This is a genomic window from Fuscovulum sp., from assembly GCA_035192965.1.
Taxonomy (GTDB): Bacteria; Pseudomonadota; Alphaproteobacteria; order Rhodobacterales; family Rhodobacteraceae; genus Paragemmobacter.
Genome location: CP136571.1, coordinates 1,291,981 through 1,315,880, shown reverse-complemented (window position 1 = coordinate 1,315,880; position 23,900 = coordinate 1,291,981). Strand labels below are relative to the sequence as shown.

Sequence of the window (23,900 nt, the reverse complement as noted above, 5' to 3'; positions counted from 1 at the left end):
CAAAGTGGCGCAGTCAGATGGGTATTTGAACCAAGGTGAACCCGCCGTTTCATCTTGGCAAAAATACCCATGCGACGCCGATTCCAGGCGCGCGCGCCGAAGAATGCAGCCTCACACCCGCCGCAGGACCACCGCGAGCGAAGGCACCGTTCCCGGCTCTCCGGGCATCGAGATATAGGGGTCGGTTTGCTCCACGATATGCACATCCGTATGCACGCCCGTCTGCACCGCCATCTGCACCGGCTGCTGCACACCCAAAGCGGCGGCAAAACCGCCATCCCACAGCGTCGTCTTCACCGTCAGCACGATCACCCCGCCGGGCCGCGTGATGCGGATCAGCTCCGGCAACCCCTCGGCCCCGACATGGCCCGTGGTGAATACCCCGGTTGAGATGACACCCGCGAACTGCCCGTTTTCAAAGGGCAATTCCCGCCCCAGTGCCAGATTGTGCAGCCGCGCATAGCTCCCCTTGCGCCGTGCCACCTCCAACATGCCGGGCGACAGGTCCAACCCCTCAACCGGCGCAAAGCCCAGAATGCCCAGCCAATCCCCCAGCAACCCCGTCCCGCAGCCCGCATCCAGCACAGGCCCCGCCCCCCGCGGCAAATGCCGCGCGAGAAGCGCAAGTCCCACCGCCGGATGGCGATACCCCGCCTTGGCCATCTCTTCATCGTAAGTGCTTGCCCAGGCGTCATAAACGGCGGCCACTTCCTCGGGCGCGCGGGCCTCGTAGACCGCGCCTAGATGCCCGTCATGCCCGCCGGTTGCCATGATCCCCACTCCCCGCTTTGCCTTGTGTCCAGCTTGCGGCAGACTGATCCGCAACGCAACGGCAGGGGCTAGAATGACCGACGACATCGCCGCAATCGCCGCCACCCTTCCCGTCTTGCAGGGCTTCACCGGCACGCCCCGCCGCCTTGGCGGGCTGACCAACCGGGTCTGGCATCTGGGTGACCATATCCTGCGCATCCCCGGCGAAGGCACCGCCGAATATATCGACCGCGGCAATGAGGCCGTCGCCGCCCGCGCTGCCGCCATGGCCGGCGTCGCGCCTGATGTGCTGCACGCCGATCCCGCCACCGGTTTGATGGTCACCCGCTTCATCCCCGACACCGTCACCATGACGCCTGACCTGTTCCGCACGCGGCCCGGCAGCCCTGCCCGCGCCGCCCATGCCTTTCGCCGCCTGCATGACAGCGGCCAGACCTTCCCGGCGCGCTTTGATCTGTTCGACATGATCGACAGCTATCGCTCCCTGCTGGCTACAAAATCCACTGCTTTGCCAGAGGGTTACGTTGACGCTCTGCAAGACGCGCAACAGGTGCGCGCCGCCCTTGACGCGCATCCCCGCCCGCTTGCGCCCTGCCATTGCGATCCGCTGTGCGAGAACTTCCTCGATACCGGCAGCCGCATGTGGATCGTCGATTGGGAATATTCCGGCATGAACGATCCGATGTGGGATCTGGGCGATCTGTCCGTCGAGGCAGGATTTGACGCCGCCCAGGACCGTGAACTGCTGGAGGCCTATTTTCAGGGCCAACCCAATCCAGCCGACCATGCCCGCATGGTGGCCTACAAGGCGATGTGCGATCTGCTCTGGACGTTGTGGGGATTGATCCAGCACGCCAACGGCAACCCGGCGGATGACTTCCTCGCCTATGCCACCACCCGCTTTGACCGGTTCCGCAGCCTCATGCGCGATTCGTCGATGCCGGCACATCTGGCCGCGATCCATGCAGGCGGCTGATGCCTCGAATCAACTTGTACTGACCGCGTCTAAAGTCGCCAATCACACCCGATCACGTGACGTTGTGCTGTGGCTGCACACGTCATGGTGGCACGCTTTCCGAAAATCGCAAAGCTTTGCGTGCCTGATCGCTATATTCAGGCCCATTATGCACAAAGTGGTTCCATCAGGCCCCAAATGCGGTATTAATATGGCTTAACACTGGTTGGATTGTGGCGTTGGGCCGGAAGACCTCCGCGTTGGGAGATTATGCTATGCTCGGATATGCAAAAATGTGGTTGCAATCGTTGGCTGCGGTCGTGGTCATCAGCGGCGCGGCAGTCGCTGCGCCGATCACGATAGACACGTCTTCGGCCCCGACCATCACGAACTGCCGGATCGCAACCGGCGCAAGCGATTGCTTGGCAACGGTTGCCTATGCACCGTCGCTGCTTTCGAACCCGGTTCTGGAAGTCCAAGTCAACGGCCCGGCTCTGGTGTTCGATTTCCTGGAACTCACCGCTTCGGCACGTGACCGCTTCGTTCCCGACCTGTTCGATCTGAACGCTGCGCTGCGCTTCCTTGTGCCGGGTCTGCCGACCTTTGCAAGCACGGGCCTTGGGACGGGCTTCGCAACGGACTTCAACAGCGACAACGGCTTGGCCGGCTTCATTGCCAACAGATATGATTTCCTGACCGGCAACCTGACCTGGGGTTCCATTCCTTCCCAGCAAGTCGCAGGCCTTGGTCTGGTGACCGTGTCGTTCCTTCCGGTTCCGTCGACGCTATTTGGTGAAGGCCCGGGAACGAACCCGTCGCGTGTCATCGTGCAGGCCTCCATCAGCGTCGTCCCGCTGCCCGCCGGTATCCTTCTGCTCGGTACTGCGCTGCTCGGCTTGGTTGGTCTGTCGCGTCGCCGCAAGCTCGCTACGGCCTGATCGAACTGGACCATCGCAATCTGGGGCGCTTCGGCGCCCCTTTTCTTTTGGGCCTTACCGTCTTGTCACCGTTCAGGGATCGCTCAGTACCCGCTCGCCGCCCCGGCCGCGCGATACTTGTTCAGCACAACGCCCACCAGCGCCGTCCGGTCCGAGATTTCGCGCACACAGGCCTCAACCTGGGCCGTGGTCGTGTGTTCTGCGCTGGTCACCAGCAAGGCGCAGTCGACATTGCCAAGGAAGGCCAGCGTATCATCGGCAAGCATCAGCGGCGGAAGATCAAAGATCATCACGTCTGGCCGATAGGCGCGCTCAATCTCTTTCAGCATGCCGGGCACAACATCGCTGTGCAGCAGTTCCGCCGAGGCAGGGCTGCGGTCGCGGTTGGCCAGTACGGCAAGGTTCTCGCGCACCCGCACCAGACTTTTGGGGAAGGGAACCTCGCGCCGCAACACTTCGGCAAAGCCACCGCGCGGCGACAACCGCATCGCCTTGGCCAGAGACGGCTGCCGCAGATCGGCCTCTACCAAAATCGTGCGCAATTCCACCTGACGTGACAGGCTGAAGGCGAGGTTCATCGCCACCATGCTCTTGCCGCAGTTCTTGTCGGCAGATGTGATGGCAATCCGCTTCCATCCTTCGGCCTTCATCCGCTGCAACACCTTGGTGCGCATCATGTCAAAGGCGGTGGAATGCTCGGCCAGACCCGCCGTCACGATCCGGGCCCGATCCAGAATCCGCGCGGTCATGCCGGATTTCGGCAGCGCGTTCCAATCCTCGGGCGGGACAGGCTCGATGATATCCTCTTCCGCCATCGGCAGATCATCTTCGATCTCGTAGACCGTCTCCAGACCCGCGCGCTGGGCACGGGCACGGGCAATCGCCGATTGAACGCGTTCGACGGCCATGGCCTACACCCCTCCCACAGTGCCAGCGGGCACTAACGTCTTCATCTTGTCCAGAACTTCGGCCAGCATCCGGCCAAGCTCCGCTGAATTCTGCCACCCAAAAGCAGCAAGGCCCAAAGCGACGACAAGTGTCAGGCCGCTGACCATCCAGATGGTCGTCATCTCACTGCGCGTGCGGACATAGGGCAGCGTCATGATCATCCGGTCACCGATCACCGCAGTGATGTCCTCGGGTCGGCGGATGACATTGCGCAGGGTTTCCAGCGCCACGATCAACCCGATGGCCGTGGCCAGCGCGGCGGCAATCCCGATCAGGGCGATCTGTGGCCGGTTCGGGCTATAAGGACGGTCGGGCCGCACGGCCTGTTCGATCACACTGATCCGCCGCCCCTTGGCGAGGCTCTCGATCAATTCGCCGATCTCGGCCTTTGCCAGATTGGAAATCGCCAGATCATACTGGCTCCGCACGTTCTGATAATCACGCTCCAGCGCTTCCAGCCGGATCGACACGCGGGGCGTTTCGGCAATCGTCTCGGTCAGGGCTGCGGACCGCGCCATCAGTTGGTCGCGCTCCTGATCCAGATAGGACAGTTCGGTCACCAGATCGCCGCGCCGAACATCGCGCGTCGTGACCTGCTCCCGCTCCACCCCGGTGCCGTCATCGGCCCTCGGCTCCGTGGGCTGCGCGCCCGTCAGCCGGTCGATCCGGTCAATCTGATCCAACAGCACCCGGCGATCCCGGTCCAGCTGCACCATACGTTCTTCGATCATCGCCAGATCCTGCCGGCGGAACATCAGGCTGTCTGGTAGCGCGTTGATATTTTCTTCCTTATAGGCCTGAATCTCTTGCGAACGGGCCGAAAGCTCCTGCTCCAGCCGCGCCACTTCTTGCTGGAAAAACGCCTGCGTCTGGCGGGCAAGCTGGATGCGGGTGGCGACATCCTCTTCAAGGATGAGCGTCACAAGCTCATTGGCCACCGCAGCCGAAACATCGGGATTGGGCGAATCAAAGGCGATACGCACCAGCAGGGCCTCTGCATCCCCAACCGCGCGCGGGCCGTCATTGGACGGGGTGATCAGGATGCGCGACCGAAGATCCTCGACGATGACGCCAGAGGACAATGCCTCAGGATCCGTCACGCCCTCAGCGGCAAAGATGTCCAACCGGTCGGCTAGATTGATCAGAACCTCGCGCGACAGAACACGCTGTTCGATGATCTGCAATTGCTCGCCCGCCTTGGTGCGGACCGTCGATTGGGCAAGATCATCAGGGATCTGCTCGGACTCCACCACCAGCAGGGCCTCTGATCGATAGACCGTCGGCAAGATCAGCGCGACGATCAGGCCGATCCCCGCAATCGTCACAAAGACGAACAGGAACAGAAACAGCCACCGCCGCGCGCGCGAGAGGACAAAGGGCAGATCAATCGAACCGGACTGTTCTTCGATCACCGCACGCCCCCCCTGTTCCACAGGCCCAACCGCCGCGGGGCGGCGTTATGCAAAGCGACCGCTTGCGGTTGTTCAGAGCCATTCATCGACCGGTCATCCACATTCGGCGCAACCCGCCGACAATCATCACTCGCCTGCATGTCCTAAAGCTCTTCGTTCTACCAGCCCTGACATTAATACTAGTTGACTACCTTTGGTCCACCCGGCATCCCACTGAATTCGAAGGCTGTGTGCAAAGTGATCAACGATTGAACAGGCGCCGTTGTGGATGCGCCGCAGTGAACACGACAACCGATCCTCCCGCGGCACAGGGATGCAGAGCCGCCCTTGCGGGCAGTCGTTTTGGAATGAAGGAATTGGTATGCCCGTTTCAGGACTGTTTCCCCGGTTCCCCGCGGCCCTCGCTCTGGTTTTGCTGCTTGCCGCCTGTCAGAGCACCGAAGAAAAGGCCGCCGGTCATTTCGCCTCTGCCCAATCCCTGCTTGCCGAAGGTGACACACCGCGCGCGCTGGTCGAATTGCGCAACGCGCTGTCGCTGCAATCCGATCTGCATGCCGCGCGCAAGGTGCTGGCCGATACCCTGCTGGAAACCGGCGATCTGGCCGGGGCCTATCAGCAATACAAGGAACTGGCCGATCTACAGCCCAACGATCTCGAATCGCGGGTCGCCATCGCCACCATCCTGCTCAGCCAAAGTGCTTGGCCGGATTTCGAGGCCGCCGCTACCGAAGCGCAGCGGATCAGCGCCGCCGATCCCCGTGTCATCAGCCTGATCCTTGCGCGCGACTATCAGCGGGCCGTCACCGACAACAACACAGCCCAGCGCGGCAGCATTGCCGAACAGGCGGCCAAGCTGCGCGCCGACCGCCCCGATGATCCGGCTTTGCTGCGCATCGCCATTGATCAGGCCATGTCTGAGGACCGGGCGCAAAGCGCGCTGCCCCTGATCGAACAGGCGCTGGCACAGCAGCCAAAGGATTTCAGCCTTCAGGATCTGAAGCTCCGTCTGCTGCTGGAACAGGACGCGCCTGATGCCGTCGTGGCCCAGTTCCGGCTGATGATCGGGCTGTTCCCAACCGATGCAGAGCTTCCGGGCAATTTGCTGCAATGGTATCTGGCGCGCGGCGATGTCGCCGGGGCCGAGGCTTTCCTGCGCGAACGCGCCGGCGAGGCTACAGCCGATGCCGAAGGCCACCTTGCCCTGATCGACTTTCTGCGCGGCACCAAGGGGCCGGATGCGGCCCTTGCCGAGATTGACCCCCTGATCGCTGCGAATGCCGAAGATCCCAAGGCAGACCTTTACCGCGCCCTGCAAGCCTCGATCATTTTTGAAACAGGTGATCGGCAGGCCGCGCTGACCGCGATCGCCGAACTCATCGCCGCGGCCCCTGCCTCGGATCAGACCCGGCGTATCAAGTCGCTTTATGCCGGAATGCTCACGACCATGGGTGACCAGCCAAAGGCCGAAACCGTCGTCGCCGAAATCCTTGCCGAAGACGCCTCGCATGTCGAAGCGTTGCTCCTGCGCGCGGGTTGGCGCATCAACGCCGATCAAGTGTCAGACGCGATCATCGACCTGCGCACGGCACTGAATCAGGATCCGAACAACGCCCGCATCCTCGCCGCGCTGGCCGCGGCCTATCTGCGCGACGGATCGGTTGATCTGGCGACGGAAACGCTGGGCCGCGCGGTGGAAGTGGCACCACGCGAGCCTTCCTATGCACGCGACTATGGCCGCCTGCTGCAAGATCAGGGCCGGGCCGAGGTTGCCCGTTCCGTGCTGTATCAGGCGTGGCAAAACAACCCGGCCGATCTTGGTCTGGTCGAAATGTTGTCGGAAATAGCCCTGAACAGCGCAGATTGGGCGCTGGCGGGGCAACTGCTGGGCCTTCTCAGATCGTCCGACGCGCCCGAGGCGCAATCTGCCGCGAACCAGTTGGAAAGCGCAGTCCTTCTAGCGCAGGAACGCCCGGATGAGGCGCTGGCCATACTCGACCGCGAAATCGCGGCAGCCGAAGATCCGGCCCCTTGGGCGCTGCTGAAAGTCGACGCCCTGCTTCAGGTAGACCGGCAGGATGAGGCCGCCGCCGTGCTGTCCGCTGCCCTCGAAAAGCAGCCCGAATCGCGCCCGCTCTTGCACCGTCAGGCTATTCTGGATGAGGCCGGGGAACGCCCCGACGCCGCCATTGGGATTTATCGCACCCTGCTGGAGTCGGACCCCGCGGATGAACGCGCCATTCGGGCGCTCTATACCCTGCTGGAAGCGCAAGGCCAGTCAGACGAAGCCGGCAAGGTGCTGGACGCTGGGCTGACCGCACAGCCGCGCTCGGTCGACCTGCGCTGGATCCGCGCATCGCGCCTTCAGGCACAAGGGGACGTGGCCGGTGCCATCGGCATCTATGAGGCGCTTTATGCCGAAGACAGCGCCAACCCTCTGATCGCAAACAATCTTGCCAGCCTGTTGTCGCAAACCGTGGACGATGCCGCCACGATCGACCGCGCCTTCCGCATTGCCCGGCGCTTTCGCTCCTCTGAAGTGCCTGCGTTGCAGGACACCTATGGATGGCTGCTGCACCTGACCGGCGATTCCACCGCCGCCTTACCTAAGCTGGAGGCCGCCGCCGCCGCACTGACCGAGGATGCGTCGGTTCAGTATCATTACGGCGCCGTCCTCGCTGCCCTTGGCCGAACCGATGAGGCAAAGGTCGCTGTGGCACGCGCGCTCGATCTGGCCGCCACCGCGCCTTGGCCGGGTGTGGACCGCGCCCGCACCCTGTTGCAGGATCTATCCGCGCCCCAGCCCCAGCCCCAGCCGTGACCCCGTTAACCGGCTGGTGATTCTGCGCCAAGTGGCGAAAAAGGCGTAAATCTCCACCAACTTCGCCCAAGACGGGCAGGGTTTGCAAAAACGCATGGCCTTCGCAAAGGCCGCAGCCGCGCCGCAGAAACGATGAGCAAACTCTCGCCAATCCGCCGTGCCGAATTATGCCCGAACGGCCCAATTTACGGCCATAATTCTGCATTTCGAACCAATCCTGCCCGATTTTTTCCACATTCTTAATCTCGGGCAGCGTTTTACACGTAACCTTCGTTAACCTTCATGTATATTCGGATTGTGGGACTTCCCACTCTTCTGCTGCCACAGCTGCCAGGGGCCGGACGTGAAATTGGATGATACTTTTGATATGGTTGGGGCGGATATTGTTGCGCCCGCGAGCGTTTACACGGGCCCCGTCGCCAAGGGCAGGCAGCGTCAGCGCTATCTCTTTGCGCGCAGCTTCGACATCCTTTTCGCCCTGCTTGCTGCGCCCATGGTTGTTGCTGTTGCGCTCGTCCTGCTGGTGCTGAACCCGATCTTCAATCCCGGCCCCCTGTTCTTTCGGCAAAAGCGAATGGGCAAGGATTGCACCTCCTTCCGCATGTGGAAGTTCCGGACCATGCTGCCGTCTTCGATCGACGTGCGGTCCCATGATGCGCCGCTCGATCGCCACCGGATCACCCAACTGGGCGCGCTTCTGCGCAAGTCGCGGCTGGATGAACTGCCCAACCTGATCAACGTCCTGCGCGGTGAGATGGCGCTGGTAGGTCCGCGTCCCGACGCATGGGATCACGCCGTGGTCTATATCCGCACCATCCCCCTTTACGCCCAGCGCTTTGCCGTACTGCCGGGCATCACCGGTCTGGCACAGGTGCGCTCTGGCTATGCCGATGATTACAAAAGCGTCTGCCGCAAGGCGCGCCTTGATGCGATCTATGTGCGCAACCGGTCGGCCCGCATGGACACTGGCATCGTTTTCGCGACCGTCGTGGTCATGCTGACGGGTTTCGGCGCCCGCTGACGGGCCCCGATTGGCGGCGGCCTGATAGTGCCGTCCGCCAACCTCCGGGCAAACATCCGGGTAAACAGACCTTGCAAACTCTCCGCACCGCCCTGTCCGCCTTGATCGCTACGGTCCTGCTTCTTGCGCTTCTGATCGTCGCCGATTTCTTCCAACGCCTTGCCCCCACGCTCGACGCGGCGGGACAAACCAGAACCGCCGTCGTCTTCACCGGCCAATTCGACCGCATCGACGCCGCGCTCGCGCTGTTTGATCAGGGCCGCATCGACCAGTTGCTGATCAGCGGGGTGGGCATCGGTTCTGGCCTGCGACCCGAAACGCTGGCCGATCAGTTCAACTTTTCCCCGGCGGCCCGCGCCGCACTGCGCTCGGGTGACATCCTGCTGTCGCCGGATGCACAGGACACGTTTCAGAACGCGGCCGAGACGGCCTGTTGGCTGCGCGCCCTACCTCCGCAGGCGGGCGTGATCCTGATCAGCTCGGTCTCGCATCTGCCGCGCGCGTCGATCACGTTGGAACGCGCCCTGCCGCCGGGCATCCGCGTTTATCGCAGCAGCCCCCCGATCACGGACACCGACCGCGCCATTCAGCGGGAAGAACTGGGCAAGTTCATCCTATCTTGGCTTGCCTCGCTGACGCCCCGCTTTCGGCAGCCCCCGGACCATCTGGCATTGTGCAAGCCGACGCCGGACGCCACCAATCCCTAGAAATCGGGAAGGCCGAATATCCAAGTCTGATACGGCAAATAGCATTTCTGGAAATGCGACGACAGCAGCGCCCAGACCACAAGCACGGCCAGCAACCCGATATAGGGCGCTGCAACGGCCAGCGCGCGCCCGTTGCGCATCGGCAAAAACGGCAACCGCGCAAGGATCATCGCCTGAATGGGAATAAAGTAATAGTTCAGCCGGTCCGCAATCACGCTCGATGCGGGCAGCACCACCAGCAGACCCAGCATCATCAAGGAGCCAATCACGGCCAGCTTGTGATCGGCAGGGAAGGTAACCTGCCACCTGCGGCGTAGCACCGTCAGGAACCAGATCGCCACCAGAACCAGCAAGGCCACCCGATAGGCCGCCCCCGCCGCATCGACATTGGTGCCGACATAACGGCTTGTCGCCGTATTCACCGCATCTGTCGTCATCAGCGCCAGCCCACCGGGCAACGCGAGCAGCAGCGACAGCGCGATCCGTCCCCGCGACAGCCCGCCCGTCACCATCGGCGCCAGCAGCAGGAAAACGATGGCGCTGGAATGAAAGCCCGCCGCCAACAGCACCAGACCGACAAAGCGAACCAGCCGCCGGTCAATGAATGCCAGATAGGCCAGACACATGATCCCGACCGCCGCCCCCTGACGGATACCCGACATCGGCATGTTCAGGATCAACACCGGGAACAGCAGCACCAGAAAGCCCAGCGCATCAGGCTGCCGCTTTGCCAGCTTGTGAACGCCGAAAAAGAACATGAACGACGAGATCACGTTCAACCATGGATAGGGCAGCCCCAGCTTGACCTGCAAACCGATCAAAACCGTCCAAAGCGGTTCGCGTGTAGCGACAGCCTCGGCAAATGGCAGGCTGCCGAACACCTCATACTGGTTCAGATAACCCGTCCAGTCACAGCCGACCTCATAGCGAAAGGCCGAAAAGACGAACACCACGCCAAGCAGAAGCCCATACCCCCCCGGCGCACGCGACAGGCGCAGCAGCAGCATCGCGACATAGGCCAGAACATAGATCATGCGCTTGGCGTCCCTGTCGCGGCCCGGGCTAACATCCCTGCCACCCGCGGCCCCCAGACTTGAAGGCTATAGCGCTCTTCAACAATCGCCCGCCCCGCCTGCCCCATCTTCACGCGCAACGCCGGATCGGCAAGAAGCGTTGAAAGTGCCGCGCGCCAATCCGCATCGGTCTCGGCCAGAAAGCCGTTCACCCCATGCTGGACAATGTCGCGGTTCACCCCGACCGGTGAGGCGATGACCGGCAATCCGCAGGCCATGTACTGAATCAGTTTATAGCCGCACTTGCCCCGCGCCCAGGGCGTATCCATCAGCGGCATCAGGCCAAGGTCCATATCCAGGATATCGGCCACTTCCCTGTCTTCCGACCAGGGCCTGTTTTCCAGCAAAGGATGCACCCCCGCCTCGCGCCCAGCCCCCACGGCCATGATCCGCGCCCCGGCACGGCCTGCCACTTCGGCCAGCATCGGCATCATCGGAACCATGTATTCGGCCCAGGTGCTGGGTGATCCGATCCAGCCGATCCGCGCCGGGCCGGAATCGGTGGGCGCAGTCTTCGCCCGGTACAGTTCGGCATCCACCACGGTCGGCACGATCTCCACCCAACGCGCGCCGGCGCGGGTTGCCCGATCCGCCAGATAGGCATTGCCCGCCGTGACCAGTGTCGCCGCCGCCATCAGGTGATCCAGCTTCTTCCCCAGCACCGCACGCACCGCAACCGAAGCATTCAGGTCATAGCGATGAAACACCGCATCATCGTAATCCACCGCAAAGGGAACACCCTTCGGCAGGGCCATGCGCTCCACCACCCATGGCAGCCACGGCAAGGCTTCCTTTTCGATCCACAGCAGATCGGCCCCGCCCACCCGGCGCAAATCACGCAAGCGCCGCCCGAGCGCCTCTATCGCGATGCGCCGTGTCGGGGCACCTGCATAAAGGTGTAGCAGGTAGTCATCCTCGAAATAGGGAAGATAGTCGGGGTCCAGCCCGCCCTTTTCCAGATAGGGCCGGTAAAGCATGGTTCGCAGCCGGCTTGATGCGCCAAGCGCCGCGTATCGCGACAAGACCGAAAGACGAATTGTCATCGCCGCATCACTTCCCTGTTGCCGTCATCGGCGCGCATCTGCTGCGGCACCGATCACCTGCTCATACAGCGTGGCAAAAGCTGCCGTCCCCGCATCGAGCGAAAAAAGCTCTTCTGCGGCCTTGCGGCATCGCGTGGCAAGGTCCGGATCTTCCAGCAGGGCCAGCAGCGCATCGAAGGCCACCTGCATCTCTGCCTCCGCGCCACCACGCACCACCACGCCCACCCGGTGATCGCGGATGATCCGGGCAACATCGCCCACGCCTTCGTTGGCCACCACCGGCAGACCACAGCCCAGAATTTCGGCCATGCGGGTCGGGGACCGGCCCAGTTCGGAAACCTCGCCCCCGGCATAGAACATGACCGATGCCATCTGCCCCTGCAGCACCTCTGGCACCTTTCCGGGTGCCGCCGGGCCGATGCGCAGCCGCGCGTTCAGCACACCCGCCGGATCAATCGCCGCCCGCACCAATGCCGGGTCATCGCGCGTGGTCACCTCGAACATCAGCGCGGGGTCGCGCCCCGCCGCGACCGCAACAAAGGCCGCCAACCAGTCCAGCCGGAACCACCCGCTCAACACCGTGCCCAGACATCCGATGATCCGCCCGATGGGTGGCGCGCTTGCCGGAACGAAGCGGCTCAGATCGGCGCAGGTGGGGATCACGGCGACCCTCTGGTTTGCCATCTCTGCCGGATAGACACGACTCAGGTGGTCAACCGCAGCATGGGTCAGCGACACCACCGCCCCCGCCCGGCGCAGGCAGGCGCGTTCGGCGGCAACGATGGCCCGGTGCAGCAGCGACCCGCGCCGCAACCGTCCCGCCGTGATAAGCTCATCCGGCCACAACGCGCGCATGTCAAAGATGAAGGGCACCCCCAAAAGCCAACCAACCGCCAGCGCCACAACCGCCGGAATATAGGACCGGGCATGGATCAGCCGCGCGTCCTGCCCCCTCACTTCGCGTTGCAAAAGCCAGGCCATCCGCACCATGCTCAGGGCCGGGGCAATCAAGCGGGGCCGCCGCAGGAACCGCTGCGGCAGCCAGCGGATACCCAACTCCGCGCAGGCGGTCTGCATCTCTGCCACCCGGTCGGCATCCGCCCAGTCTTCATCCTTTTCATAGGTGATCAGCGTGATCCCGTAGTCCCGCGACAACCCTCGCACATAGCCAAAGACCTGGCTTTGCCCCAGCGGTTCCAGCAGCCCGTTGCGGGTGACATAGACGGTCGCAGTCACGACAGGCCCACCAGTCCAAGGTACTGCCGCGCCACGATATCCGGCGCGAATTCCGCCGCCCGCGCCTTCAGCGCCTCGCGGTTCACCGGTCTGGACAGCGCCGCCGTCATCGCCGCGGCCAGCGCCTCTGCGTCGCGCACCGGCACCAGATCGCCCCAGCGCCCGCCACCCAGAATCTCTGCCGGGCCTGCGGGGCAATCCGTCGAAACGACGGGCAGCCCGAAGGACAAGGCCTCGACCAGAACATTGCCAAAGCCTTCATGATCAGACGACAGCGCGAACAGATCGGCCGTTGCATAAAGCGCCGCCGGATCAGCATGAAATCCGGCAAGGATCACACGCTCCCCAAGGCCCAATTCAGCCACCAACTGGCGCAGCCTGCCCTCTTCCGGCCCTTGCCCCACGATCATCAGCCGCGCCTGCGGCAGCGGCAGCCGGGCAAAGGCCTGCAGCAAAAGCGCGTGGTTCTTTACCGGCTTCAGACTGCCCACCGTCACAATGCGTGGGCCCTGCCCCTGCCAAAGCGCCTCTGCCTGTGCCACCTGCCCCACCTCGGGATCCGCGAGCCGCCGCAACGGATTATGGATCGCCGCAAACCGCGACGCGGCCATCCCCGACAACCGCGCCATATCCGCCGCGACTCCGGCAGACACCCCAACACGCGCATCCGCCAGCCGATAGCCCAACATAGTCGAGGCGCGCAGCATCACACGATGGCCCAATCCCCATGTCCCATACTGCGCCGAAAGCATCCCATGCTCGCTGACGATGACCCGGCACCGATGCCCCGAAAGTCTTTGCGCCACCTGTGCCAGCACCGTCAGCGGCCACATCGCCGCCAGCACCACATCGGGCCTGCTGCGCCGCAAATGGGCGGTCAATCCGGGCAACACCTGCCGCACGCGCGGCGCCGCAAGGTCTGCCACCGGAAAAGCCGCCTCTGCCTCGGCCAGAAAGTCCCCGGACCGCCGCATCAGGGCAAACTCCACCTGATGGCCCAGCGCCGCAAAGGCATGGCCCAGATCAAGGCTCACCCGTTCCGCGCCACCCCCGCGCAAATCCGGCAAAAGAAGGCAGACCTTCACCACGACCCGAACACCCAAAGCTGTCGCACCAAAGGGCGCGACGCATTTACTCCCGCCGCCTTAAGCATCGGCAGGCCCAACCGCAGCCACAACATCTGCCGGATCAAAGTGAACATTGGCCATATCCGTGGCCGCATGCCATTTGCTGTCCGCCGTCCCCAGAACCGCCGCATGGCGGTGCCCGAACACATCGGCAAGGCGCACATAGCACGGCTCGTGCCGGATGGAGTTTCGCCCGTATTTGTAGTCAAAAATCCCATGCTTTCTCGGGATGATCTCGATCACGGAACCACCTTCCGGCATGAACATCATATTCGTCAGCCCTGCCCCATGAATGCTGATCAGGCACTTGGTTTCTTGCATCAACCTGACCTGACCTTCAAAATCCAGATCCTCAAAATGATACAACTCAACACCCAAAGGATGCAACGCCTGCAGAACCTCTTCCTCGTTCAAGACAGTCCTGCCGCGCGATTTCGCGCGTGAAGCATAGACGATGCGAAACGGCTTGGCCGCCGCGCCGCCCATGACATTGCCAAGGATAGTGTCTCGGACCCGCTTCAAAAGCGCCGGGTCCGTCGTCCCATAGGTCGGCAGGCATTCAGTGAGGATCGGATCGCCAACGCTGACATTCGCGTCACTGGGAAAGAACACGACCTCCGGAAATCCCAGCTTTTCAAGCGAGCCTGCATATTTTCGAAACAGTGGCGATGGCAGGATCGGCACCGCGTCCGGAAAGGCATCGCGCATCACCAGCGCGCGCGGCAGGCTCTCGGTCAGCCAATGATAGTACCCCGCCGTCCACCCTGTATGGATCAGGCCCAGATCCCGACCGCCTTCAACCCGCGCCACCCCCCGTTTCACCAGCGACAGCAGCGTCACGACCATGAAACGCGCGGCCACGATCGGGTGGTGATACATGCTGGCCCAGGTCCATTTCCAATGCGCTAGCAGCATACCCGACCGCGAGATGACATATCTACCGCGCAGCCTGACGACTCTGGGGTAGAACGGCCTGTAAGTGATCGGATCAAATATCTTGGACACGGTCCGCTCCGTCACAATGAAAAGACGCCATCACCCTGCCGGGAATAATAGCCCGGAAAAGACGGCCCCGAAAAAGGGCATCGCAAGAACAAACCAGCCCGGAACGGCGAAGCATCGGGAAGGCACAGCATCCGCCCGCGTCCAAATCCCGTCCAGACAAAAGCATCAATTCACACCCTGCATCTCTTCATATGCCGGATTTCCCACCATCAGCGGCGACGGGTCCGGCACGATCCGATGATTGCGGTCCCCTGACATGTGCAGATGATGCCGCCGCAGCCGAAGTATCTCACGAACACCAGGGGTGCGGTTCAACAACCGGGCGACGATCCGCATCGCATTCGCCTTGCGCCGATATTCCATCACGGATTCGAACGCCGCAAGATCCACCGCCGACGGGCTCAGAATGCGCAGGTGATTGACAAATCCCCGCGCATGGAAGGCGTCAAAATCATCGGCGCAGAATTCCACGGGATCGTTGCCACGCAGAATACCCCGCGCCGCGCCAAGATCGATCGCATAGCACAGCGTCGTGCGCACGGATCGGGCCTGCATCGGCGTCACAAGCAGACTGCCCCCGACGCTGCGCGCGCCATGCGACGAATACAGGTTCGGCTGCCGGTTCGGGCTGTGGAACGAGATAACCTCGCCCCGCCGCAGGTCCGCCAGAACCGCGCGGGCAAGATCGTCAAACCCTTCGGGCAGCGCCGCATCATCCTCCATCACCACAGCGCGCGGGATGTTTTCAGCCACCATCGTCCGATAGGCCGACAGATGCGACAGCGCACAGCCAAGCTCGCCCGGCAAAATACTTGAACGGCGCGGCAGATCGGGCGTCGCCGCCAATACATCCCGCCCCACAATGCCAACAAGGCGCGGCGTCTGCTTTGACCGCGCGGCCAGATGGCGCGTGATATATTCATATCGCTGGCGAAAGGCGGGATGGGCCACAACAAAAAGGGCAAAGGGCGCAGTCATGTCATCCCACATGCCATCACTGGCACGGGTCCCTGCCGCCCGTGTTTCAGCCGGTCTCCTGCCGCAACTGTCCGTCGCGCCGGTCCCCTGTCTTTCGCCCGAATTGCAAACACCCGCTCTGCCTTCATCCGTCCGTTGTCCCGCCCCCCTGTGGTGACGCCCGCGCAAGGGCCCGACGCTGGTCCCGGCAGCGCTGCGACCGGATCTCCCCTTCGCTGGGGGTCGGCCCGACTTCGCAACAATCCTTAATTCCCCCGAACACCGGTGGAAAGGCATGATCGCCGCTGAAACTGCTCCAACCTTCACCCCAGGGCATTCGCAGGCCCGGACCCGCCTCTCAGCGCTGCAATATGCGATAGGCCAGCCGCCCGACCCATTCCCGCAGGGCGATGTTCAGCAGCTCCAGATTCCTGGCCAGATCCCATCCGATCCCGTCAATGACAGGGCCACTGCGATAATCCACAGGAAAGGGAACCAGCCCCGTCCATCCCGCCGCCTGAAAGCTCTGCATTGCGCGGGGCATGTGAAAAGCGCTCGTCACCAGAACCCACACCTCCCCCTCGGCAACCGGCGCACCCGCAATGCTGCGCCGCGCATTCTCGGCCGTCGTCCGCGACTGCTCCTCCAGCATGATCCGCGATGCAGCAACGCCGTGCCGCTCAAGGAAACCTGCCGAAATCTGCGCCTCGGACAGGGCCACCCCGCCCGCATCGCGCAACCTGCCGCCGCCGCCGGTTACGATGACCCGCGCTTCGGGAAACCGCCGCGCCAGTTCGGCCACCGCCATCAGCCGCTCGCCCGCCGCGCCCAGTTGCGCCCCGCCCCATTGGCGGCTGGGTGCCACATCCTCGGCCCCGCCAAGCAGGATGATCCCCCCCACCTGCGCCAGCGGCGGGTTGGCGGGAAACGTGGCCTCCAATGGCCGCAACAAGGCCGCACCGATGGGAAACACCGCAAGTGCCACCAGCGCGGCAATCAGCCCGCCCGTCAGCGCGCGGGCCAGCCCCGGCCTGCCCCGGACCTGCGCCAGCAGGGACAGAACGGCCAGCGCGACCAGCCATGTCTCGATCCGCAGCATCGCCCCGACCAGCTTTCCGATGATGAAAACCGCCGTTTCCATGCTGCCTCAACCCCGCGCGGTCACAGCCCGCACCGCATCATGATAGGCAGCGATGACGATCCTTTCGTCGAACTCCCGCTCCATCTTGCGGCGCGCGGCGGCCCCCATTTCGGCCCGCGCCTCGGGCGACAGGTGCAGGAAACGGCGCATCGCCGCGGCGAGGCTCTCTGCATCGCGTGGCTGGCACATGAACCCGGTGATATCCGCATCCACCACCGCGCGGCACCCCGCCACATCGGTCGCGATCACCGGCCGCGCCATGGCAGAGGCCTCGATCAGCGTGCGCGGCGCGCCTTCGCGATAGGATGGAAGCACAACGCAATCCGCCGCCTGCAACAGTGGCCTCACGTCGGTTCGCGTGCCCAGATAGTCGATGATCCCGTCATCCACCCAGCGCTGCACCTCGTCCAGATGGATCGCCGTCCGGTTCTGCACCCCGGCCGGCCCAAGCAATTGAAACCGCGCCTGCGGATACTCTGCCTTGATACGGCGCGCCGCCTCGACAAACTCGATCACGCCCTTGTCGCGCAGCAGCCGGGCCACCATTAGAAAAACCGGGGCCTCGGGCGCATGTCCCGGCATCGGGACCGCCCCATAATGCGCCAGATCAATCCCGGTGCCCGGCAAAACCCGCGCCTGCCCCGGCCGCAGCATCCCGCGCGCTTCGAACAGCGCGCGGTCATCGTCATTCTCGAAAAACACCACCGGCAGCCCCCGGAACGCCATCCGGTACAGTGCCTCGGCAATCCGCTGAAGCAGCCAGCCGGACAGAAACGCCGTGCCAAGCCCGGTCACATTCGGCACGAAGGGCATGCCGGTCAACCGCGCGGCCAATCCGCCAAAGATGTTGTTCTTGATCGTAAAGCTCAGCACCACGTCGGGCCGCTGTTCGCGAAAGATCGCCCGAAACCGCCGCACCAGCGCCAGATCGGCCACCGGGTTCAGCCCGCGCACATCCATCTTCAGCGGCACCACCGCGCAGCCGATCCGCTGCAAATCTGTCAGCATATCATCGGCAGGGGCCAGCACTGTCACCCGATGCCCGGCTTGCAACAGCGACTGCACGATAGGGCGGCGAAAGTTCCAGATGTTCCAGGCCGCATTGGCCGTGATCATCACATGCAACCTGCGCCCATGTCCGGGCACAGACGTATCGTCCGCCCGTGAAACCTGACTGTCCTGCATCGGTCAGTCCAGCGGTGCCGTGCGGGCGCGGAACATAGGCAGATGTGCGACGTCATCCTGATCTGCCAGCGCCGTCAGCGCCTGCCCGCCAAAGAACACCCCGTCATTGATCACCTGCATGACCGTCATCTTGTCGATCTGCGGGTTGCCCTTGCTAAAGGCATAGACCATCGAAAAATCGCACAACTGGTTCACCAACCGCGCCAACCCGCCGGTGCGCTCATGCACAAGGTCAACCGCATCATCGGTGAACAGTTCGTCGTTGCCGCCCACGGCCTTCAGCCGATGCCGGACATATTCGCCTGTCGTCAGCGCATCCATGGCGGGTAAATGGCAGGCAGCGCCGATTCTTTGGGCAAGCGGCTGAAGCGCCGAATTGACGATTCGGTCACGCAGCCCCGATTGCCCCACCAGAAACACCTGCAACAACTCGTCCGTGCCGGTGTTCATGTTGGTCAGCGTGCGAATCTGTTCCAGCGCCTGATCCGAAAGATTCTGCGCCTCGTCGAACACCAGCACCACCCGCCGCCCGGCGGCATATTCCTGTATCAGACGCTCCTCAAAGCGCGAAAAAAGCTCCACCATGCTGTCATCCGGCTCGGCCGGTTCACCCAGCGCCAGAAGCACCCAAGGCAGCACATCCTCGGCCTTGCCACGCACCTGCGACACCAGCCCGAAGACCACGTCATCACCCACATTTCGCAACAAATGCTGCACCAGCAGCGTCTTTCCCGCCCCAACCTCACCCGTCACCAAAGTGATCGGTGCACGGGTCACGATGGCATATTCCATAAGCGAATAGGCCCGGCGATGGGTCATCGACCAGAACAGCATGTCCGGGTCCGGCGCGATGGCAAATGGCCGGGCGCTCAGCCCGAAATAGCCAGTGTAGATGTCAAGGATACTACCCATCCGCGCACTCGTCCCTTCCAGTTTCTTGTGTCAGGCCGGGCGAACATGCGCGACCTGTTTACTTCACCGCCCTTGTGCCTTGTAGTATCGTAAAATTAAACCTGATTAATCAAGCACGGCCAGAACATGCACAGCCCCGAAGGCACCCAACCGCTCTCGGCCCCCCTTCCCATGCAAGTTATGGGCCTGTTCTGGCTGACCGTGTCCCTGATCGGCGCTTTTGTGCTGTTCTGGCCGGGCATCACGCTTCTCTTCGCTGTCTGGCAGATGCCTGAATACAGCCACGGGCCGCTTATTCCCGTGCTGTCAGGCCTGCTTTTCCTGCGCCAACTCAAGACCGAACCGATCCTGCACGGACCCGTGAACCGCTGGCCGGGGCTGGCCCTGCTGGCCGTGTCCGTCTTCTTCGGCATCCTTGGCCAGATGGTGGAAACGCCGATGGTCACCGCCACGGCGCTGATCCTGTGGTTCGGCGCAATCCTGCTCATCTGCTTTGGCTGGGAACAGGGAAAGCGCTTCTGGCCGCCGATCCTGCATCTGGGCTTCATGCTGCCCCTGCCAAGCTCCACCTATTACACCGTGTCCATCACGCTTCAGCTCATCTCGGCCGAATTGGGCGTCTGGCTGCTGCGGTTGGCCGATGTGCCGGTGTTTCTGGATGGCTACATCATCGACCTCGGCGTCATAAAGATGCACGTGGCCGAGGCCTGCTCGGGCCTGCGCTATCTGTTCCCGATCCTCAGCTTTTCCTACATCTTCGCGATCCTCTATCGCGGCTCCTTCACCATGAAGGCCATCATGCTGCTGTCGGCGGCCCCCATCGCTGTGGTGATGAACTCGGCGCGCATCGCCATCGCCGGGCTGATCGTGCAGTATCAGGGGCCAGAACATCTCGAGGGGTTTTCGCACTTCTTCGAAGGCTGGGTGATCTTCCTGCTCTCGGTGCTGATGCTCTTTGGCCTGGCCCGCCTGCTGCTGATATTGCAGCGCCGGCACACGACATTGGTCGACGCGCTTGATCTGGATTTCTCCGGTCTGGTCCCGCAGGCCCGCCGCATCCTGCTGGTCGAACCGTCGCGCGCACTGGCGGTCTTTGCCATCGTCACCGTCGGGGCCGCCGTGCTGTGGCAGGTCTTCCCCACTGTCCGCACGGTCGAACCGCCCCGGGCCGAGCTTGGCTCCTTCCCCACCCAGATCGGAAGCTGGACCGGTGGCGAGCGCCAGTCGCTCGATCCCGCCGTCGCCCAGACGCTGCAAGCGCAGGATTACGCGTTGATGTCCTTCACCGCAGGCCCCGATGCCACGGTCGAGGTTTTCGCCGCATGGTTCCGCGATCAGACAACCAGTGGCGCGCATTCCCCCGAGGTGTGCCTTCCCAATTCAGGCTGGGAATTCGCCTCGTTCGACCGGCGCGATATCGGCATGGAAATGGGCCTGAACAAACCTTTCCCAATCAACCGCGCCCTGATCCAGAAGGGCGAAGATCGCCTGCTCGTCTATTACTTCTTCCTGCAAAACGGGCGGCAGGTCGCCTGGGACTTCGGGTCGAAGCTCTGGCTCCTTTGGGACAGCGTGCTTTACGGGCGCAAGGATGGCGGGCTTGTCCGCCTTGTCACCCCCGTCGCGCGCGGCGAAGACGAGGCATCCGCCGACCTTCGGCTTCAGGACATGGCCCGCGAACTTGACGGCCGCCTCCCGCGCTTCTTCCCCGGCCGCGACTGACGAAACCCCTGCCCCGTTCCCGATACCGCCATCGGGCACGGCCCGACAGCGGCGCAACGGCAGCACAAAGACTGTGCATCCCGGACCCTTTCGCAACAGCGCCCGCAGGTCTAGGCCTGTGCGGGTAACGTAGTGTCACAGGAGTCCCGCGATGCACACCGCCGCAGCCCCGATGGAAATCGGACGGGTCACGCTTACAGTCCATGATCTGGCCCGCAGCGCCGATTTCTACGCCCGCGCGCTCGGCCTGGCGAAGCTGACCGCCGATGCCGCACAGGTCACTCTCGGTGCAGGCAACCGGGCACTGATCACGCTGATCGCCGATCCCGCCGCGCGGCTCCGCTCCCCGCGCGAGGCCGGCCTGTTCCACACCGCCTTTCTTCTGCCAGACCGCGCCGCCCTTGCCCGCTGGCTGCACCACGTGGCCAGCACCCGCCTGCCCCTTCAGGGCGCATCCGATCACAAAGTGTCCGAGGCGATCTATCTCGCCGATCCCGAAGGCAACGGGATCGAAGTCTATGTCGACCGCCCCCGCGCGCAATGGACCAAACAGGACGGCTCCATCCAGATGGCGACCGATCCGCTTGACCTTGACGATCTCGCCGCCGCCGCCGATGGCCCTTGGACAGGCGCACCCGATGGCACGGTCGTGGGCCATGTCCACCTGCAAGTGGGCGATGTCGCGCAAGCGCAGGCCTTCTATACCGGCACACTCGGCTTTCCCGTGACCGCCACCTATCCCGGCGCGGCCTTCTACGGGTCAGGCGGCTATCACCATCACCTCGCCACCAATGTCTGGAACAGCCGCGGCGCGGGCCCCCGCACCCCCTCGACCGGCCTGACCAATGTGGAAATCCTCGCAGACGCCACCGCCCTTGCCGCTATCGCCGCGCGCAGCGATGGCCAAACACGGCTGACCGATCCCTGGGGCACCCAGATCACCCTGACGGAGAAACGCTGATGCTCGTGAACGGCAAATGGATCGCAAAATGGGATCCGGTTCAGGCCAAGGATGAACAGGGCGGCTTCGTGCGGCAGGTTTCCACCTTCCGCAACTGGATCACCCGCGATGGCAGCCCCGGCCCCACGGGCCAAGGCGGTTTCCGCGCCGAGGCCGGCCGCTATCACCTCTATGTCGGCCTCATCTGCCCCTGGGCCAGCCGCACGCTCATGGCACGCAAGCTCAAGCAGCTTGAAGACGTCATCTCCCTCTCCATCGTCGAACCCGAACTCACCGATGAAGGCTGGCACTTTGTCGCCGGGGCAGATGCCATAAACCAAGCCACTTACATGCATGAAATCTATACGCGCGCCGATCCGGCCGTGAACGGCCGCGCCACTATTCCGGTCCTGTGGGACAAACAAACCCAAACTATCGTCAACAACGAAAGCGCCGACATCCTGCGCATTTTCAATTCGGGCTTCGGGACACTCGCCAACGGCCCCGATCTCTACCCCGCCGATCTGGCGGCCCAGATCGACGCGCTGAACGATGCGATCTATCCCGCGCTGAACAACGGCGTCTATCGCGCGGGCTTTGCCACCACGCAGGCCGCCTATGAATCCGCCTTCCACGATGTCTTTGCCATGCTGAATACGCTGGAGACCCGGCTTTCCGACGGGCGCGCATGGCTTCATGGCGACCGATTGACCGAGACGGACATCCGCGCCTTCGTCACGCTGATCCGCTTTGACGCCGCCTATCACGGCCTGTTCAAATGCAACCTGCGACAGCTGGCCGATTATCCCCACCTGACCGCCTACACCGCCCGCGTCTACCGCCTGCCCGGCATCGCCGAGACAGTCAGCATCGATCACATCAAGCGCGGCTACTATTCGATCAAGGCGCTCAACCCCAAGGGCATCGTACCGCTTGGGCCAAGGCTGGATTGGCTGGACGCCCTGTAAGAAACCTGTCCCGGGCCAGCCCGGGACAGCCACCCAACCCACCGGGCGGCGGGGCCATCCCGGCGCCTGCGCGCCGGGATCACCTCACCCGGCAACCACCACCCCGGTCCCCCATTCGGCACATTTCCGCGCCAGTTCGGGCGGCAGAGGCTGATCCGTGAACAAAGTCGTCACCTCCGACAGCGACGCCAGCCGTGCCGGTGCGCTCCGGTCCAGCTTGGAATGGTCGCAGACCAGAAACACCTTGCGCGCCTGCCGGATGATCGCCTTCGACACCCGCACCTCGGCCAGATCGAAATCCAGCAGATCGCCGTCCTGATCCAGCGCCGACGCGCCAATCACCGCGTAATCTACCTTGAACTGCTCAAAAAACTGCGTCGTCAGCTCCCCCACCAACCCGCCATCCGACCGCCGCAGCGCGCCACCCGCCACCATGATCTCGCAGCCCGGATTGGCGGCCAGCGTGTTGGCCACGTTCATGTTGTTGGTCACCACCGTGATATTGCGATGGGTCAGCAATTCCCGCGCCACCGCCTCGGTCGTGGTGCCAAGGTTCATGATCAGCGAACAGTTCTCCGGGATCGCCGCCGCACAGGCCCGTGCGATGGCGGACTTCGCCGCCTCGTTCATCTGGCGGCGCTGCTCATAGCCAAGGTTCGTCACCCCGGTGCGCGGTACCGCCCCGCCATGCACCCGGTCCAGATGGCCCATATCCGCCAGATCCGTAAGATCGCGCCGGATCGTCTGCAAGGTCACATCAAAGCGCTGCGCCAGATCCTCGACGACCACCCGCCCCTCGGCGCGGGCAATCTCAAGGATCTCGGTCTGACGGAAACTCAGCGCCATTCCGGCATTCCTTTTTCTTCACTCGTGATCGCCCACCTTCGGAAAGGAAAGCCGGGCAATCAAGCCGAAAAAGTTTCTGCACGCGCACGCGGCAATCACGCCGCATTGCAGCGCGAAAATGCGCGTATCAGGGTCAAGTCCCTGATATTCAGCCATTTCCCTTACGTCACTTGCG

General features: G+C 63.4%; 22 protein-coding genes. 8 read left to right on the top strand and 14 right to left on the bottom strand.

Annotated features, from left to right (window positions below; genetic code table 11):
• Positions 1–111: 111 nt before the first annotated feature.
• Positions 112–771, bottom strand: coding sequence for a class I SAM-dependent methyltransferase (locus tag RSE12_06460; protein WRH63973.1), 660 nt, complete (start codon positions 769–771; stop codon positions 112–114).
• A gap of 73 nt (positions 772–844) precedes the next feature.
• Here RSE12_06460 and RSE12_06455 point away from each other — a divergent pair, with 73 nt between their 5' ends.
• Together RSE12_06455 and RSE12_06450 are read left to right on the top strand one after the other, a co-directional pair.
• Complete coding sequence (locus RSE12_06455) at positions 845–1,747, top strand: choline/ethanolamine kinase family protein (protein ID WRH63972.1); 903 nt, start codon at positions 845–847, stop codon at positions 1,745–1,747.
• Between the two features lie 254 nt (positions 1,748–2,001).
• Positions 2,002–2,664 (top strand): VPLPA-CTERM sorting domain-containing protein, encoded by a 663-nt coding sequence (locus RSE12_06450; GenBank protein WRH63971.1) that lies wholly within the window; start codon positions 2,002–2,004, stop codon positions 2,662–2,664.
• An 83-nt stretch (positions 2,665–2,747) separates the two neighbouring features.
• Here the strand turns inward: RSE12_06450 and RSE12_06445 are convergent, their stop codons facing one another.
• Positions 2,748–3,572: a CpsD/CapB family tyrosine-protein kinase gene (locus RSE12_06445; protein ID WRH63970.1), complete on the bottom strand. Its 825-nt coding sequence runs from the start codon at positions 3,570–3,572 to the stop codon at positions 2,748–2,750.
• A 3-nt stretch (positions 3,573–3,575) separates the two neighbouring features.
• Positions 3,576–5,024, bottom strand: a complete 1,449-nt coding sequence (locus tag RSE12_06440) for a hypothetical protein (GenBank protein WRH63969.1) — start codon at positions 5,022–5,024, stop codon at positions 3,576–3,578.
• 361 nt (positions 5,025–5,385) lie between these two features.
• On the opposite strand from RSE12_06440, the gene RSE12_06435 reads away from it, so the two are divergent.
• The 3 genes from RSE12_06435 to RSE12_06425 all read left to right on the top strand — a co-directional run bounded on the left by RSE12_06435 (position 5,386) and on the right by RSE12_06425 (position 9,570).
• Positions 5,386–7,842 (top strand): tetratricopeptide repeat protein, encoded by a 2,457-nt coding sequence (locus tag RSE12_06435; GenBank protein WRH63968.1) that lies wholly within the window; start codon positions 5,386–5,388, stop codon positions 7,840–7,842.
• Positions 7,843–8,185: 343 nt separating this feature from the next.
• A complete protein-coding gene (locus tag RSE12_06430) occupies positions 8,186–8,863 on the top strand; it encodes a sugar transferase (GenBank protein WRH63967.1) in 678 nt (225 codons plus the stop codon).
• A gap of 101 nt (positions 8,864–8,964) precedes the next feature.
• On the top strand, positions 8,965–9,570 hold the full coding sequence (locus RSE12_06425; protein ID WRH63966.1) for a YdcF family protein: 606 nt from the start codon (positions 8,965–8,967) through the stop codon (positions 9,568–9,570).
• Here the strand turns inward: RSE12_06425 and RSE12_06420 are convergent.
• The 9 genes from RSE12_06420 to RSE12_06380 all read right to left on the bottom strand — a co-directional run bounded on the left by RSE12_06420 (position 9,567) and on the right by RSE12_06380 (position 19,249).
• Positions 9,567–10,604, bottom strand: coding sequence for an EpsG family protein (locus tag RSE12_06420; protein WRH63965.1), 1,038 nt, complete (start codon positions 10,602–10,604; stop codon positions 9,567–9,569). The genes RSE12_06425 and RSE12_06420 overlap by 4 nt on opposite strands.
• Positions 10,601–11,686: a glycosyltransferase family 4 protein gene (locus tag RSE12_06415; GenBank protein ID WRH63964.1), complete on the bottom strand. Its 1,086-nt coding sequence runs from the start codon at positions 11,684–11,686 to the stop codon at positions 10,601–10,603. The genes RSE12_06420 and RSE12_06415 overlap by 4 nt, the downstream gene beginning before the upstream one ends.
• A gap of 24 nt (positions 11,687–11,710) precedes the next feature.
• Positions 11,711–12,922 (bottom strand): glycosyltransferase, encoded by a 1,212-nt coding sequence (locus RSE12_06410; protein WRH63963.1) that lies wholly within the window; start codon positions 12,920–12,922, stop codon positions 11,711–11,713.
• Positions 12,919–14,025, bottom strand: coding sequence for a glycosyltransferase (locus tag RSE12_06405; GenBank protein ID WRH63962.1), 1,107 nt, complete (start codon positions 14,023–14,025; stop codon positions 12,919–12,921). Before RSE12_06405 ends, RSE12_06410 begins: the two co-directional genes overlap by 4 nt.
• A gap of 42 nt (positions 14,026–14,067) precedes the next feature.
• Entirely contained in the window at positions 14,068–15,054 is a 987-nt protein-coding gene (locus RSE12_06400) for a glycosyltransferase family 61 protein (protein ID WRH63961.1), read from the bottom strand.
• A 165-nt stretch (positions 15,055–15,219) separates the two neighbouring features.
• Positions 15,220–16,032, bottom strand: a complete 813-nt coding sequence (locus tag RSE12_06395) for a glycosyltransferase family 25 protein (GenBank protein ID WRH63960.1) — start codon at positions 16,030–16,032, stop codon at positions 15,220–15,222.
• A 337-nt stretch (positions 16,033–16,369) separates the two neighbouring features.
• On the bottom strand, positions 16,370–17,152 hold the full coding sequence (locus RSE12_06390; protein ID WRH63959.1) for a YdcF family protein: 783 nt from the start codon (positions 17,150–17,152) through the stop codon (positions 16,370–16,372).
• 6 nt (positions 17,153–17,158) lie between these two features.
• The gene (locus RSE12_06385) at positions 17,159–18,268 is read right to left on the bottom strand and encodes a glycosyltransferase family 4 protein (GenBank protein WRH63958.1); all 1,110 of its coding nucleotides are present in this window, start codon (positions 18,266–18,268) and stop codon (positions 17,159–17,161) included.
• 72 nt (positions 18,269–18,340) lie between these two features.
• Entirely contained in the window at positions 18,341–19,249 is a 909-nt protein-coding gene (locus RSE12_06380) for an AAA family ATPase (protein ID WRH63957.1), read from the bottom strand.
• A gap of 171 nt (positions 19,250–19,420) precedes the next feature.
• On the opposite strand from RSE12_06380, the gene xrtD reads away from it, so the two are divergent.
• The 3 genes from xrtD (at position 19,421) to RSE12_06365 (ending at position 22,879) form a co-directional block, all read left to right on the top strand.
• Positions 19,421–20,971 carry a VPLPA-CTERM-specific exosortase XrtD gene (gene xrtD, locus RSE12_06375; protein ID WRH63956.1) on the top strand — a complete coding sequence of 517 codons (1,551 nt, stop codon included), beginning with the start codon at positions 19,421–19,423 and terminating at the stop codon, positions 20,969–20,971.
• Between the two features lie 151 nt (positions 20,972–21,122).
• Entirely contained in the window at positions 21,123–21,932 is an 810-nt protein-coding gene (locus RSE12_06370) for a VOC family protein (protein ID WRH63955.1), read from the top strand.
• Complete coding sequence (locus tag RSE12_06365) at positions 21,932–22,879, top strand: glutathione S-transferase family protein (GenBank protein ID WRH63954.1); 948 nt, start codon at positions 21,932–21,934, stop codon at positions 22,877–22,879. The genes RSE12_06370 and RSE12_06365 overlap by 1 nt, the downstream gene beginning before the upstream one ends.
• A gap of 84 nt (positions 22,880–22,963) precedes the next feature.
• Here the strand turns inward: RSE12_06365 and RSE12_06360 are convergent, their stop codons facing one another.
• The gene (locus RSE12_06360) at positions 22,964–23,725 is read right to left on the bottom strand and encodes a DeoR/GlpR family DNA-binding transcription regulator (GenBank protein WRH63953.1); all 762 of its coding nucleotides are present in this window, start codon (positions 23,723–23,725) and stop codon (positions 22,964–22,966) included.
• Between the two features lie 18 nt (positions 23,726–23,743).
• Positions 23,744–23,881, bottom strand: a complete 138-nt coding sequence (locus RSE12_06355) for a hypothetical protein (protein WRH63952.1) — start codon at positions 23,879–23,881, stop codon at positions 23,744–23,746.
• Positions 23,882–23,900: the final 19 nt, after the last annotated feature.

Excerpts from the sequence above, each read along its gene's own strand:
- RSE12_06460 (WRH63973.1), bottom strand. The coding sequence starts at position 771 with ATGGCAACCGGCGGGCATGACGGGCATCTAGGCGCGGTCTACGAGGCC.
- RSE12_06455 (WRH63972.1), top strand. The coding sequence starts at position 845 with ATGACCGACGACATCGCCGCAATCGCCGCCACCCTTCCCGTCTTGCAG.
- RSE12_06450 (WRH63971.1), top strand. The coding sequence starts at position 2,002 with ATGCTCGGATATGCAAAAATGTGGTTGCAATCGTTGGCTGCGGTCGTG.
- RSE12_06445 (WRH63970.1), bottom strand. The coding sequence starts at position 3,572 with ATGGCCGTCGAACGCGTTCAATCGGCGATTGCCCGTGCCCGTGCCCAG.
- RSE12_06435 (WRH63968.1), top strand. The coding sequence starts at position 5,386 with ATGCCCGTTTCAGGACTGTTTCCCCGGTTCCCCGCGGCCCTCGCTCTG.
- RSE12_06420 (WRH63965.1), bottom strand. The coding sequence starts at position 10,604 with ATGATCTATGTTCTGGCCTATGTCGCGATGCTGCTGCTGCGCCTGTCG.
- RSE12_06415 (WRH63964.1), bottom strand. The coding sequence starts at position 11,686 with ATGACAATTCGTCTTTCGGTCTTGTCGCGATACGCGGCGCTTGGCGCA.
- RSE12_06395 (WRH63960.1), bottom strand. The coding sequence starts at position 16,032 with ATGACTGCGCCCTTTGCCCTTTTTGTTGTGGCCCATCCCGCCTTTCGC.
- RSE12_06390 (WRH63959.1), bottom strand. The coding sequence starts at position 17,152 with ATGGAAACGGCGGTTTTCATCATCGGAAAGCTGGTCGGGGCGATGCTG.
- RSE12_06385 (WRH63958.1), bottom strand. The coding sequence starts at position 18,268 with ATGATCACGGCCAATGCGGCCTGGAACATCTGGAACTTTCGCCGCCCT.
- RSE12_06380 (WRH63957.1), bottom strand. The coding sequence starts at position 19,249 with ATGGGTAGTATCCTTGACATCTACACTGGCTATTTCGGGCTGAGCGCC.
- xrtD (WRH63956.1), top strand. The coding sequence starts at position 19,421 with ATGCAAGTTATGGGCCTGTTCTGGCTGACCGTGTCCCTGATCGGCGCT.
- RSE12_06370 (WRH63955.1), top strand. The coding sequence starts at position 21,123 with ATGCACACCGCCGCAGCCCCGATGGAAATCGGACGGGTCACGCTTACA.
- RSE12_06365 (WRH63954.1), top strand. The coding sequence starts at position 21,932 with ATGCTCGTGAACGGCAAATGGATCGCAAAATGGGATCCGGTTCAGGCC.
- RSE12_06360 (WRH63953.1), bottom strand. The coding sequence starts at position 23,725 with ATGGCGCTGAGTTTCCGTCAGACCGAGATCCTTGAGATTGCCCGCGCC.
- RSE12_06355 (WRH63952.1), bottom strand. The coding sequence starts at position 23,881 with ATGGCTGAATATCAGGGACTTGACCCTGATACGCGCATTTTCGCGCTG.